Origin of the sequence: Streptomyces sp. NPDC005423, from assembly GCF_040606415.1 — a bacterium.
Taxonomy (GTDB): Bacteria; Actinomycetota; Actinomycetes; order Streptomycetales; family Streptomycetaceae; genus Streptomyces.
In genome coordinates this window covers 112,476-125,738 of sequence record NZ_JBEXET010000004.1, presented here as the reverse complement: position 1 = coordinate 125,738, position 13,263 = coordinate 112,476, and the positions used below count along the sequence as shown (strand labels likewise).

Below are 13,263 nucleotides of genomic sequence, written 5' to 3'. Positions count from 1 at the left end.
CATATCCACCTCCTGGATCGAATCAGTGCCCTCTTTTTAGGAGGGTAGGGAGGTGTCAGCGCAGTGTCCACTGCCCGCGGGAGACCGTTGAGCGGTCGACCTCGGCCTTGCCGAGCGGGTTGCCCAGCTGGGTGTAGGAGAGGCCGGTGCGCAGGGCCTGGGTGCGGGTCGCGTCCAGCGACTCCCAGATCGCCCGGACCGTGCCCTGGATCGCGGCGGGCGGCTTGGCGGCGATGACGCGGGCGATCTCGTCGGCCCGTTCCCACAGCCGCTCGCCCGGGATCACCTCGCTGACCAGGCCGATCTGGAGGGCGCGGGCCGCGGAGACCCGCTCGTCCAGGCCCAGCAGCGCGATCCGCAGCGCCTCGCCGAGCGGGACGCGCCGGGCCAGTCCGATCGGCTCCAGGGCCGCGGTGAGGCCGTAGCTGACATGCGGGTCGAAGAACGTCGCGTCTTCCGAACAGACCACGATGTCCGCCTCGTTGAGCCAGTAGAAGGCGCCGCCCGCGGCCATCCCCCGCACCGCGCACACCAGCGGTTTCCACACCCGGTTGAGCTTCGGCGACAGCTTCTCCCCGGGGTCGGTCTGGGACCAGACGTTGGGGTGGCGGTCGATGCCCTCCTTGACGTCCATGCCGGTGCTGAACGCGCGCTCGCCCGCCCCGCGCAGGACGACGACGCGCACGTCGTCGTCCTCCTTGACGGTGTGCCAGATCCGGGAGAAGTCGTCGAGCATCTCCTGCGTGAAGCTGTTCATGGCGTGCGGCCGGTCCAGCGTGACGGTGGCGACGTGGTCGGAGACCGCGTAACGGACGGTTGTGAGGTCCATCGGCGAAGCGTAGATCCGCCGGCCGCGGTCGCCGCCGGGTACCGCCCACTCACCGGGACGCCCCGTTCCTTCCCTCGACGTGATCGCGGTAAGCCGTATACTCTTTTTCGCCGGACGGCAGGTCGAGAGCCGCGGAGGAAGCTGCGATGAAGCCACGCGTGGGGCAGATGCTCGCCAGTACGGTCGACACGACGACGGTGGTCGTCGTGCGGGCGCCCGGCGGCGACCTGGAGATCACCTGCGGAGGGGCGGTGATGACCGAGCCGGGCGGGGGAGAGGCCGCCACCACCGGCGTCCCCGCGCCGGAGCGGACGGGCGGCTCGCTGCTCGGCAAGCGCTATGCCGACGAAGGGCTCGGCGTGGAACTGCTGTGCACCAAGGCCGGACCGGGGACCCTGGCCGTCAACGGCGTACCACTGGCCGTCAAGGGCCCCAAGCCGCTGCCGGCCTCGGACTGAGGGCGGGGCCGGGCCGATGAACCTGACGACACTGCTCGACATGGCCGCCGACGGGTTCGGCGACCGGATCGTGGTCGGACGCAACCACGACGGACTCACCCCGCGGCGCCTGCGCGCGCTCGCCGCGGGAGGCGCCCGCGCCGTCCGTGAGGCCGGCGCCGACGCGATCCTCCACCTCGCCGTGAACGGACCGGCCTTCCCGGTCGCGCTGTTCGCCGCCGCCCACGCCGGGGTGCCCCTGGTACCCGTCAACTACCGCTTGGGCGAAGCCCAGTTGGCGGTACTGCTGGCCAACCACCCGCGGGCCCTCGGCATCGCCGACCCGGAACAGGCCGAGGTGCTGCGCCGGGCCGGGCTGCCGGTGCTCACTCCGGCGCGCTGGCTGGAGACCGCCGCCGCCGGCGCGGACGGCCGCGACGGTCCGGCCGCCTCCGACGCCCCGGCCGTCATCATCTACACCAGCGGCACGACCGCGGCCCCCAAAGGTGTGCTCCTGCGCCCCCACAACCTGATGTCGTACGTGTTCGGCACCGTGGAGTTCGCCGGGGCGGACCCCGACGAGGCGGCGCTGGTGAGTGTTCCGCCGTACCACATAGCCGCCGTGTCGAACGTGCTGAGCAACCTCTACGCGGGGCGCCGCACGCTCACCCTCGAACAGTTCACCCCGCGGGGCTGGCTCGACCTCGTACGCGAACAGCGGATCACGCACGCGATGGTGGTGCCGACGATGCTCGCGCGGATCATGGACACCGACGGCCTGGACCGGTCGGTGCCGACCCTGCGTACGCTCGCCTACGGCGGGGCGAAGATGCCGCGCCGGGTGATCGAGGCCGCGCTCGGGGAGTGGCGGCACGTGCAGTTCGTGAACGCCTACGGGCTGACGGAGACCTCCTCCACGATCTCCGTCCTGGGCCCGGACGAGCACCGGGCGGCCGTCGCCGGCACCGATCCCGAGATCCGGGCGCGGCTCGGCTCGGCCGGGCTGCCGGTGCCCGGCGTGGAACTGGAGATCCGCGACGAGTCCGGCGCGGTCCTCGGCGGGGGGCGGCCCGGCCAGATCTGGGTACGGGGCGAACAGGTCTCCGGCGAGTACGCGGGACAGGGCTCCGCCACCGACGAGCGCGGCTTCTTCCCCACCCGCGACCGGGGCCGGCTCGACACCGCCGGCTACCTGTATGTCGAGGGCAGGGCCGACGACACCATCATCCGGGGCGCCGAGAACATCGCCCCGGCCGAGATCGAGGACGTCCTGCTCCGGCAGCCGGGCGTGCTCGACGCCGTGGTGGTCGGCGTCCCGGACGAGGAGTGGGGCCAGCGCATCGAGGCGGTCGTCGTCACCCGCGCCGGCGCCCGGGTCGACCCCGGGGAGCTGCGCACGGCGGTACGCGACACCCTGCGCGGATCGCGGACACCCGACCGCATCACCTACTGGCCCGAGCTGCCGCGCACCGCCACCGGCAAGCTCGTACGCCGGGACATCGTGGCGGCCCTGACCGCCGAGGGCCGGCCGGCCACCGGCTGACCATCCCGCCGAGAAGGGCAGGTCGAAGCGATGAGCACGGCCATGAACGGCACTGAACCGACAAGGGAGTTGACCGCGCGCACCGCGGCCGCGGTACGGCGGTGGGCCCCGGGGGCCGGTGTGCGCGGCGTCGAGCCGCTGACCGGGGGCACGTCGAGCCTGACCTACGTGGTCACCCTGTCGGACGCCCCGGCAGGGCACGAACGCGTCGTCCTCAAGGTGGCCCCGCCCGGCCTGGCGCCGGTGCGCAACCGGGACGTACTGCGGCAGGGGCGGATCATGGAGGCCCTGGCGGGCCGTCCGGGCGTACGGGTGCCGAAGGTGCTCTTCCACCACGAGGGCGAGCCGCCCGGCGTCCCGCCCTTCGTGGCGATGGAGCTGGTGCCCGGTGAGTGCGTGGAGCCGGTTCTCGTACCGCGCGGCACGGTCCCCGCCGAGCAGGTGCGCGCCCGCGCCCTGGACGCGGCCCGGCTGCTCGCCGCCCTGCACCGCGTCGACCCGCGCGAGTTCGTGCGGGCGGGGGAGCCGGTGGTCTCGCTCGACGACGAGATCGGCCGCTGGACACGCGCGTTCACCACCGTCCCCGAAGAACTCCGCACGGGGTACGAGAAGGTGGCCGGGCGGCTGCACGCCACCGTGCCCCGCGCGATGGACCCGGTCTTCACCCATGGCGACTACCGGCTCGGCAACACCCTGTGCGAGGGCGGGTCGGTCACCGCGGTCATCGACTGGGAGATCTGGTCGCTCGGCGACCCCAGGGTCGACGTGACCTGGCTGACCTTCTTCACCGACGAGGCGTGCCACCCCGCCGCCCTCTCCGCCGAACCGACCGGGATGCCCCGCAAGGCGGAACTCCTGGACGCCTACCAGCGGGCGCGCGGCGAACCGCTCGACGCGCTGCCCTGGTTCGAGGCACTGACCAAGTACAAGGAGTCCGCGGCGACGGCGCTGCTCATCAAACGGGCCCACAAGACGGGCCGGTTGAAGGACATGCACCGGCGCATGCTGCCCGCGCTCCCGGTGCTGCTCGACGACGCCCTGGAGCTGCTGGGGTGACCGCGTCCGCGATCACCCCCCAACTCCCCTAATACAGACCGCCGTCCACCCGGATCAGCGCTCCCGTGGTGTAACTGGCCGCGTCGCTCGCGAGGTAGAGCGCGGTGCCGACGATCTCCTCCGGCCGGCCGGGCCGGCCGATCGCGCTGCGGGTGCTCTGCCGGGACTCCGGGGCCCAGGAGCGGGAGACATCGGTCAGGAACGGTCCGGCCGAGATGGTGTTGACGCGCACCGTCGGGCCGTACTCCAGGGCGAAGACGGTGGTCAGCGCGTTCAGGGCGGCCTTGGCGCCCGCGTACGGCCCGAACCGGGGCTGCGGCATCAGCGCCCCCGACGAGGAGACGTTGATGATCGAGCCGCCGCCCGCCTCCGCCATCCGCCGGCCGATCAGCGAGGCGAGCCGGAACGGGCCCTTGAAGTTGACGCCGATCACCTTGTCGAAGAGTTCCTCGCCGGTCTCGGCCGAGGACGGGGCGAGCGGGGACATGCCGGCGTTGTTGACCAGGACGTCGACCCTGCCGAACGTGTCGTAGGCGGTGTCGGCGAGCCGGCCGAGGTCGTCCCAGTGGCCGACGTGGGCGGCGACCGGCAGCGCCCGCCGGCCGAGGGCGCGTACCTCGGCGGCGGCCGTCTCGCACGCCTCGGCCTTGCGGCTGGCGATCACCACGTCCGCCCCCGCGGCGGCGAAGGCCCGCACCATCTCCCGCCCGAGACCCCGGCTGCCGCCGGTGACCAGGGCGACCTTTCCGGAGAGGTCGAAGAGGTCCGCGGGCGCGGGGGAGGACTTCGCGGGTTCCCCGGTCATGCGTCCGCCCGGCCCGTCAGGCTCTCGTCCCCGATGATGTGCGCGTACCGCTTGCGGGCCGCTTCCCGCTTCGGCGGGATGTGCTCGCTGGGGAACATCCCCTCGGCGGGCCGGTACTCCTTCAGCACCTGCCTGGCGATCGTGGTGCGGTGCACCTCGGTCGGGCCGTCGGCGAGGGCGAGGTTGGGGGCGGCCATCCACCAGCGGGCCAGGGGCAGTTCGTTGGTGGTGCCGAGCGAGCCGTGCAGATGCAGGGCCCGCCCCACGATGTCGGGCAGCACCTTGGCGGTGGCGACCTTGCACATGGCGATCTGGGTGCGGGCGGCGCCGTGCGGCCGGTTGTCGATGATCCAGGCGGTGTGCAGGACGAGCAGCCGGAACTGCTGCAACTCCAGCCAGGAGTCCGCGATGAACTGCTGCACGGCCTGCTTGTCGGCGAGCAGGGTTCCCTGGGTGCGCCGCGACAGCGCCCGCTCGCACATCATGTCGAAGGCGCGGGCGCACTTGCCGACCGCGCGCATGGCGTGGTGCACACGGCCGCCCCCGAGGCGGGCCTGCGCCACCTTGAAGCCCTCGCCGGGGCCGCCGAGCATGGCGTCGAGCGGGACGCGTACCTGGTGGTAGCGGATGTAGGCGTGGATGCCCTCGTCGAGGGAATCGCGCTCGTCCATGGTGCCGACGTTGCGCTTGATCTCGATGCCCGGGGTCTCGGCGGGGACGATGAACATCGACATCCGGGAGTGCGGCGGCGCCTCCGGGTCGGTGACGGCCATGACGATGAGGAAGGCCGCGTACCGGGCGTTGGAGGAGAACCACTTCTCCCCGTCGATCACCCACTCCTCCCCGTCCCGCTCGGCCCGGCAGACGAACTCCTTGGGGTCCGCGCCGGCTTGGGGCTCCGTCATCGAGAAGGTGGAGACGATGTCGCCGTCGAGCAGCGGCTGGAGGTACCGCCTCCGTTGCTCCTCGGTGCCGAACATCGCCAGGATCTCCGCGTTGCCGGTGTCGGGGGCCGCGGTGCCGAACACCGTGGGGGCCCAGTAGGAGCGGCCGAGGATCTCGTTGAGGAGGGCGAGCTTCACCTGTCCGTAGCCGGGGCCGCCGAGTTCGGCGCCGAGATGGCAGGCCCACAGGCCCTGCGCGCGGACCTGTGCCTGGAGCGGCCGGAGGATGGCGCGGGCCTTCTCGTTGCGGGTGTCGTAGGGGTCGCCGCCGTGCGGGAAGAGGAGGTCGAGTGGCTCGACCTCCTCCCGCAGGAAGGCCGCGGCCCAGTCGAGCTTGGCCTGGAACTCGGGTTCGACTGAGAAGTCCAGCATCGGTCCTCCGCGCGAAAGAGTGGACGAAATAGGCGCCCCGTACCCCCGAATAAGGCGAACTGTGGGGAGCTTGATCTGAAATAAGTGTACGTAATTTCCGTCCGGTGTCTTCCTTGCATGCGAAGTCACACCTACTCTGACTCCGGGCCGTCGGCCCGGTCCGAGGTGATCCCGGTGAGTGGGCGCACCTACGTCAGGAGGGGTTGATCCGATGCCGAACCCGATGCAGGGCATACGGGTGCTGGAGGTCGCGCAGTTCACCTTCGTCCCGGCGGCGGGCGCCGTCCTCGCCGACTGGGGAGCCGAGGTCATCAAGGTCGAACACGCCGAACGCGGCGACGCGCAGCGCGGGTTGGTCCGGGTGCTCGGCTACGAGGCCACCAGCGAGGGCTCGTCGTTCTTCCCGATCATGGAGGGACCCAACCGGGGCAAACGCAGCGTCGGACTCGCGCTGGAGAAGCCGGGCGCCCGGCGGGTGCTCGACGAACTGATCCGCACCAGCGACGTGTTCCTCACCAACTTCCTGCCCGAGGCCCGCGCGAAGCTGGCCATCGACGTGGAAGACGTGCGCGCGGTCAACCCCGACATCATCTACGTACGCGGCAGCGGCTTCGGCGCCCGAGGCGCCGAGGCGGACAAGGGCGGCTACGACAGCACCGCCTTCTGGGCGCGCGGCGGCAGCGCCGCCGGTGTCACGACCCCCGGCGCGGACCGCATGACCCGGATGCCCGCCGGTGCCTACGGCGACTCGATGGGCGGACTGACGATCGCCGGGGGCATCGCCGCCGCCCTCTACTCCCGGGCCACGACCGGCCGGCCCTCCGTCGTGGACGTCTCGTTGCTCGGAGTCGGCGCGTGGGCCACCCAGTTCACCGTCAACCTCGCGCTGATGGCCGGCGGACCCCTCCCGCCCCGGAACCAGCCACGCCACGGCTCCGCCACCAACCCGCTCATCGGCGCGTATCTCACCGCCGACGGACGGTGGATCGAACTGTCGATGCTCCAACCCGGGCGGTACTGGGCGGAGTTCTGCGAACTGGCCGGCCGCGGCGAACTCGCCGCCGACGAACGGTTCGACAGCACCGAGAAGTTGATGGCGAACGCGCCCGAGGCCGCGGAACTCGTCGCCGCGATCATCGCCGGCCGCCCGTTCGCGGAGTGGGTGGAGATCCTCTCCCGGGGCGAGGGACAGTGGGCGGCCGTGCAGAACGGCTGGGAGGTCGGCCAGGACCCCTCGCTGCGCGCCAACGGGCTCATCGCGCCGCTCGTGGACGCCGACGGCGTCGAGCGCGAACTGGTCGCCAATCCCGTCCAGTTCGACGAGACCCCGGCCGCCCTGACCCGTGCGCCGCAGTTCGCGGAGCACACCGACGAGGTGCTGCTGTCGCTCGGCATCAGCCAGGAGGAACTCCTCGCCCTCAAGATCGACGGCGCTGTCAGCTGACGCGGACCTTCCCTGCCGCCCGCGTCCGGCGCCGCCGTGACGACGCGCGACGGCCCTTCGGCGCTCGGCCCCGCACAACGAAGAGAGGACCCGCGATGAGCACGACCCTCGAACCCGAGGGCACCCACGAAGGCGTGCCCGCCTACCACTTCGACAACCGTCTCGGCGGTCCGGTCCTCAGCCACCAGCACCGGTGGGACGAGATGTCCCGTGCCCACTCCGGTTTCCGGAGCACCATCGCGCAGGGCTACTGGGTCGTCACCGACGGCCCCGCCGTCCAGCGGGCACTTCAGGACTGGGAGACCTTCTCCAGCACCTCGGTGACGGCCCTCGAACCCAACCCCCGGTTCCTGTGGATCCCCGAGATGCTCGACCCGCCCCTGCACGGCAAGTGGCGCCGGCTGCTCGGCAAGGACTTCTCACCGAACGCCGTCGCCGCACGGGAGACGGAGATCCGCCGGGTCGCCGCGGACCTGATCGACGCGGTACGGGAGACCGGAGGCACCGACGTCCTCGACGCGTTCGCCCGTCGCTTCCCCACCCTGATCTTCATGCGGCTGATGGGCCTGCCCGAGGAGGACCTGGCCACCTTCCTGGCGTGGGTGCACAGCATCCTGCACCTCTCCTACGCCGAGGACCCGGACGGCGCCCGCCAGATCGCGGCCATGAACGAGGTGTCGGACTACTTCGAGGAGCAGATCGCCCTGCGCCGCCGGGAGCCCCGGGACGACCTGCTGTCGCGCGCGATGACCTGGCGGATCGACGGCGAGCCGATCGGCGACCGGGACATGCACGCCTTCTGCGTGCTGATGTTCCAGGCCGGCTTCGACACGGTACCCATCTCGATCGGCTGGGCGCTGTACCACCTCGCCACCCACCCGGAGCTGCGCGCCGCCATCGTCGCCGACCCCTCGCTCATCGCCACGAGCGTGGAGGAGACGCTGCGCGTCTACTCCTTCGTCGTCCCGGCCCGCAAGGCGGCGAAGGACGTGGAGATCGGCGGCTGCCCGGTCCGGGCGGGCGAGATGGTGATGCTTCCGCTCGCGGTCACCAACCGCGACCCCGCCCGGTTCGAGAACCCGCTGGAGGTCGACCCGCACCGGGAGACCACCAACCACGTCGCGTTCGGCTCCGGCCCCCACCGCTGCCTCGGCTCCCACCTCGCCCGGCTCGAACTGAACGTGGCCGTCGAGGAGTGGCACAAGCGGATCCCCGACTACCGGCTCACGCCCGGCCAGGAGTTGGAGCAGCACGGCAACATGTACGGCCTCAAGTCCCTCCGGCTCGCCTGGTGAGCGGCGCACGGGCCGTGCCCCGCCCCCTCGACGCGACGGATCTCTACCACACCGGGATCGTGGTGCCGGACCTGGCGGCGGGGAAGTCCGCGCTGACCGGGATCGCGGGTTACCGCTGGACGGACACGCTCGCCGTCGAGCTGCCGGTCCGGCTCGCCGACGGGGAGCGCACGCTGTGCCTGCGCTTCGCCTACTCCCTCGACGCCCCGCACGTCGAACTCGTGCAGGAGATCCCCGGCACCCCGTGGACCGCGACCCCCCACGCGGCGACCCACCACCTCGGCTACTTCTGCGACGACGTCCCGGCGACGGCCAAGCGGCTCCAGGAGGCCGGGTTCGCCCTGGAGGCCTGCGCGGTGGTCGACGGGTCTCCGGCGGTCTTCGCCTATCTGCTGGACCCGGCAGGTGTGCGGATCGAGATCGTCGACCGGGCCCGCATGCCTGACTTCCCAGAATATCTGCGGTCGAAGACCTCGGGCTGAACCCCGACGAGGAGGCACCAGGTGGCGCTGACGCTCACCGAGGAGCAGGACGAACTCCGGGCGATACTGCGCCGGTTCCTGTCGGAGAAGTCGCCGAGTGCGGCGGTGCGCCGGTGGTCGGAGTCCGAGGAGGGCCACGACCCGGCGCTCTGGCGTCAGATGGCCGGCCAACTCGGCCTCCAGGGGATGGCGTTGCCGACGGAGTACGGCGGAGCCGGATGCGGCCCGGTCGAACTGGGCGTGGTCGTACAGGAGTTGGGCCGGTCGTTGCTGCCGTCGCCGTACTTCGCGACCGTGGCCCTGGCCGGCCAGGCGCTGACCGTCAGCGGCGACGGCACCGCGAAGGCGCGCTGGCTGCCCGCGATCGCCGACGGTTCGCTGACCGCCACCCTGGCGCTCGCCGAGGAGAGCGGATCGTGGCGGCCCGAGGACGTCACCGCCGCGGCGCACCGCGGAGCGGGTGGCTGGACGCTCTCCGGCACCAAGATGTTCGTGATCGACGGCGACAGCGCGGGACTGCTGCTCGTCGTGGCGCGCGCGGACACCGGGCCGGCCCTGTTCGCCGTGGAGGGCGGTGCGCCCGGGGTGACGCGGGCCCGGCTCGACGCGCTCGACCCGACCCGGCGGCTGGCCAGGATCGATCTGGACGGCGCGCCCGCGCGGCGGATCGGCCCGGACGGCGACGCCTCCGCGTATCTGCGCGCCGTGACCGATCTCGCCCTCGTGGCACTCGCCGCCGAGCAGGTGGGCGGTGCGCAGGCATGTCTGGACGCGGCGGTGGGGTACGCCGGGATCCGGGTGCAGTTCGGCCGGCCGATCGGATCGTTCCAGGCGATCAAGCACAAGTGCGCGGACATGCTGCTGGAGGTCGAGTCGGCACGCTCGGCGGCCTACCACGCCGCGTCCGTGGCCGCGCGGGAGCCGGCCGCGCTGTCGGCGCCGGCCGCGCTCGCCGCCGCGTACTGCTCCGACGCCTTCACCCACGCGGCGAAGGAGAACCTCCAGATCCACGGCGGCATCGGCTACACGTGGGAGCACGACGCCCATCTGTATCTGAAGCGGGCGAAGTCGAGCGAGCACCTGTTCGGCGCCCCCGTGACGCACCGGGCCCGGCTGGCGGAGCTGACAGGGATCTGAAGCCCGAACATTCAGTGCACTCAAATGGCGCGATAGGAACCCTCAACGGAGTATGTGCTCCTCAAGGCGGCCAATAAGTGTACTCTGTTGAGGAATGGCGCAGTGCGTCACCTCGGCCTCCCGAAAGGCTGATCACGTGGGAATTCGCGACCGACTGTCCGTGCTGCTGGCCGAAGCGCCACCCGGCGCCGAGGCGATCGAGCACGACGGGGTGTGGTGGACATGGGGACAGGTGCAGCGGACCGCCCGTGAGGTCGGTGACGTGCTCGACACCGCGGGAGCGGGCGCCGGGGGCCGCGTCGGAGTCGTACTGGAGAACCGGCCCGAGCACATCGCGGTCGTCGCCGCCGTCATCGCCTCCCGGCGCTGCCTGGTGATGCTCAGCCCGCTGCAACCCGCCGCACGGCTGACGGCCGACGTCACCCGCTGCGCACCACCCGTCGTCGTCTCGGGCCCCGAACCCCTCGCCCGCGAGGGGGTGTTGGCCGCGGTCACCGGACACGGCACGGCGCTGGAACTGGGCCTCGACGGTGCCGTACGCGCCATCGGCGGCACCACGCCCACCGGCACCCCCACGAGTCCCGGCATCGCCGTGGAGATGCTCACCTCCGGCACCACCGGCCCGCCCAAGCGGGTGCGCCTGCGCGACGAGCAGCTCGACCAGGCGCTCGTCTCGGGCGGCCAGACACCCAAGTCCGGCCGCCTGCTGTCGGGTTCGGCGTCCCTCGTGGCCGCCCCGCTCGTGCACATCGGCGGACTGTGGCGGGCGCTGGCCTGTCTCGCCACCGGCCGCCGCATGGTGCTGCTGCCGAGGTTCGCGGTGGAACCGTGGGCCGACGCGGTGCAACGGCACGGACTGCGGGCGGCGAACCTGGTGCCCGCCGCCATCCGCGCCGTACTCGACGCCGACGTGCCCGCCGAGCGGCTGGCGAGCCTCCAGGTCGTCACCTCCGGCACCGCGCCCTGCCCGGCCGAGCTCGCCGACGCCTTCTTCCACAGGTACGGCATCCCGATCCTGATGACCTACGGCGCGACCGAGTTCGCCGGCGCCGTAGCCGGCTGGACCCTGCCGCTGCACCAGAGGTGGTGGCGGCGGAAGGCGGGCAGCGCCGGACGCGCCTTCCCCGGCGTCGACCTCCGGGTGACCGGAGACGACGGCACCGAACTGCCCGCCGGACGGACCGGGCGGCTGGAGGTGCGCACCGAACAGAGCACCAAGGGCGGTCGTACCTGGGTGCGCACCAGCGATCTGGCCCGCATCGACACCGACCGCTTCGTGTGGATCGAGGGCCGCGCCGACGACGCCATCGTCCGCGGCGGCTTCAAGGTCCAGCCCGAGACCGTCCGACGCGCCCTGGAATCACACCCGTCGGTGCGTGAGGCGGCCGTCGCCGGACTGCCCGAACCGCGCCTGGGCGAGATACCGGTGGCCGCTGTCGAGACGGAGCCGGGCCAACCGCCGCCCACAGCGGACGAGTTGGTCGCCCTGTGCCGGAAGCAGCTACTGCCGTACGAGGTGCCCGCCCATGTCGTCGTGCTCGACGCCCTGCCGCGCACACCGTCCGGAAAGGTCGGCCGGACGGAGCTGCTGGACCTGGTGCGCGCCCGCCTCGCCCACCCCACGACGGCCTGAGCGTCCGAGGAGGAACCGATGACCAGCACCGGCACGGAGCGCTTCGGCGCGCTGACCGACGAGGCGATCGAGCGCTCCCGGCGCCGCCTCGGCATCCCGGTACCGCAGCGCAACCCGCCGCACAACCTCGAGGTGAGCCAGGACGGCGTCCGCCACTTCGCGTACGGCTACGGCGACGACAATCCGCTGTACTGCGACCCCGAGCACGGGAAGAGGAGCCGCTGGGGAACGCTCGTGGCGCCGCCCACCTTCCTCTACACCATGGGCGAGGACGCCGCCCCCACGCCCGACCCGGCGACCAAGGCGCTGCTGAAGGGCGACCCCTTCGCCGGGCTCGGCTCCTACCAGGCGGTGATGGAGTACGAGTGGTGGCGCCCCCTCCGGCTGGGCGACCGCTGCCGGATGCTGGAGACGCAGGTCGGCGTCGAGCCGAGGCGCAGCAGTTTCGGCGGCCGCTCCGCGCACGTCGTCCGCGACTACCTCTACGCCGACGGGCAGGGCGAGTTGCACGCCGTGCGGCGCGGGACCTGGATCAACACCGAGCGGCACGCGTCCAAGAAGCGGGCCAAGGAACGGCTCGTCCAGGAGCCGTACACGGCCGCGCAGCTCGCCCGGATCGACGCGGCCTACGCGGCCGAGACCAGACGCGGCCCCGAACCACGCTACTGGGAGGACGTGCAGATCGGCGACGAACCGCAGCCGAGGGTGAAGGGGCCGCTCACCACCACGGACGTCGTCGTCTGGCATCTCGGCTGGGGTATGCAGCTCACCCCGCCCGGTGTCTTCGGCCTCTCCGCCCGGGTCCGGCGCAAGGCCCCCGGGCTCTACCCGCCCAACCCGCTCAACATCCCCGACACCGTGCAACGCCTGCACTGGGAGCCCGAACGGGCCCGCGAACTCGGCCTGCCGAACCCCTACGACTACGGGGGCATGCGCGAGACCTGGCTCTGCCACCTGCTCACCGACTGGATCGGCGACGACGGCTGGCTGTGGCGGCTGCGCTGCGAACACCGCCGCTTCAACTACCTCGGCGACACCACCTGGGTGCGCGGCCGGGTCGTGGACAAGCGGCGGACGGCCGACGGTGACGAGGTGCACCTCGCGGTGCGCTGCGAGAACCAGCGGGGCGAGGTGACGACGCCCGGCACGGCCGTCGTCCTCCTCCCGAGCCGGGACCTTCCCCTCACCCTGCCCGCGCCCCCCGCCGCCGGTCTTGACGGCATGGTCGCCCACGAACTGGCCCGATTCGCGGTGCCGTTGACGAACGACAACACCTGAAGGAGACA

General features: G+C 72.2%; 12 protein-coding genes. 9 read left to right on the top strand and 3 right to left on the bottom strand.

The annotated features are described in order from the left end of the window. Window positions 1–55 precede the first annotated feature (55 nt). A complete protein-coding gene (locus ABZT12_RS08390; RefSeq protein ID WP_356379376.1) occupies window positions 56–829 on the bottom strand; it encodes an enoyl-CoA hydratase/isomerase family protein in 774 nt (257 codons plus the stop codon). 146 nt (window positions 830–975) lie between these two features. Between ABZT12_RS08390 and ABZT12_RS08385 the strand changes: the two genes are divergently transcribed. The 3 genes from ABZT12_RS08385 to ABZT12_RS08375 are packed head-to-tail and all read left to right on the top strand — an operon-like array spanning window position 976 to window position 3,865. Next, a complete protein-coding gene (locus ABZT12_RS08385; RefSeq protein ID WP_356379373.1) occupies window positions 976–1,287 on the top strand; it encodes a hypothetical protein in 312 nt (103 codons plus the stop codon). Window positions 1,288–1,303: 16 nt separating this feature from the next. After that, complete coding sequence (locus ABZT12_RS08380) at window positions 1,304–2,809, top strand: long-chain fatty acid--CoA ligase (RefSeq protein ID WP_356379370.1); 1,506 nt, start codon at window positions 1,304–1,306, stop codon at window positions 2,807–2,809. A 42-nt stretch (window positions 2,810–2,851) separates the two neighbouring features. Continuing rightward, on the top strand, window positions 2,852–3,865 hold the full coding sequence (locus tag ABZT12_RS08375; RefSeq protein ID WP_356379366.1) for a phosphotransferase family protein: 1,014 nt from the start codon (window positions 2,852–2,854) through the stop codon (window positions 3,863–3,865). Between the two features lie 28 nt (window positions 3,866–3,893). Here the strand turns inward: ABZT12_RS08375 and ABZT12_RS08370 are convergent, their stop codons facing one another. Both ABZT12_RS08370 and ABZT12_RS08365 read right to left on the bottom strand, forming a co-directional pair. After that, window positions 3,894–4,670: a glucose 1-dehydrogenase gene (locus tag ABZT12_RS08370; RefSeq protein WP_356379363.1), complete on the bottom strand. Its 777-nt coding sequence runs from the start codon at window positions 4,668–4,670 to the stop codon at window positions 3,894–3,896. Further along, window positions 4,667–5,986 (bottom strand): acyl-CoA dehydrogenase family protein, encoded by a 1,320-nt coding sequence (locus ABZT12_RS08365; protein ID WP_356379360.1) that lies wholly within the window; start codon window positions 5,984–5,986, stop codon window positions 4,667–4,669. The genes ABZT12_RS08370 and ABZT12_RS08365 overlap by 4 nt, the downstream gene beginning before the upstream one ends. A 211-nt stretch (window positions 5,987–6,197) precedes the next feature. On the opposite strand from ABZT12_RS08365, the gene ABZT12_RS08360 reads away from it, so the two are divergent. The 6 genes from ABZT12_RS08360 (at window position 6,198) to ABZT12_RS08335 (ending at window position 13,255) form a co-directional block, all read left to right on the top strand. Next, window positions 6,198–7,430 carry a CoA transferase gene (locus ABZT12_RS08360; protein ID WP_356379356.1) on the top strand — a complete coding sequence of 411 codons (1,233 nt, stop codon included), beginning with the start codon at window positions 6,198–6,200 and terminating at the stop codon, window positions 7,428–7,430. Between the two features lie 95 nt (window positions 7,431–7,525). Beyond that, entirely contained in the window at window positions 7,526–8,725 is a 1,200-nt protein-coding gene (locus ABZT12_RS08355) for a cytochrome P450 (protein WP_356379353.1), read from the top strand. Next, on the top strand, window positions 8,722–9,207 hold the full coding sequence (locus ABZT12_RS08350) for a VOC family protein (RefSeq protein WP_356379350.1): 486 nt from the start codon (window positions 8,722–8,724) through the stop codon (window positions 9,205–9,207). Before ABZT12_RS08355 ends, ABZT12_RS08350 begins: the two co-directional genes overlap by 4 nt. A gap of 21 nt (window positions 9,208–9,228) precedes the next feature. Beyond that, the gene (locus tag ABZT12_RS08345) at window positions 9,229–10,344 is read left to right on the top strand and encodes an acyl-CoA dehydrogenase family protein (protein WP_356379347.1); all 1,116 of its coding nucleotides are present in this window, start codon (window positions 9,229–9,231) and stop codon (window positions 10,342–10,344) included. Window positions 10,345–10,480: 136 nt separating this feature from the next. Continuing rightward, a complete protein-coding gene (locus ABZT12_RS08340) occupies window positions 10,481–11,977 on the top strand; it encodes a fatty acid--CoA ligase family protein (RefSeq protein ID WP_356379344.1) in 1,497 nt (498 codons plus the stop codon). 18 nt (window positions 11,978–11,995) lie between these two features. Further along, on the top strand, window positions 11,996–13,255 hold the full coding sequence (locus tag ABZT12_RS08335; RefSeq protein WP_356379341.1) for a MaoC family dehydratase N-terminal domain-containing protein: 1,260 nt from the start codon (window positions 11,996–11,998) through the stop codon (window positions 13,253–13,255). The last annotated feature ends 8 nt before the right edge of the window (window positions 13,256–13,263 follow it).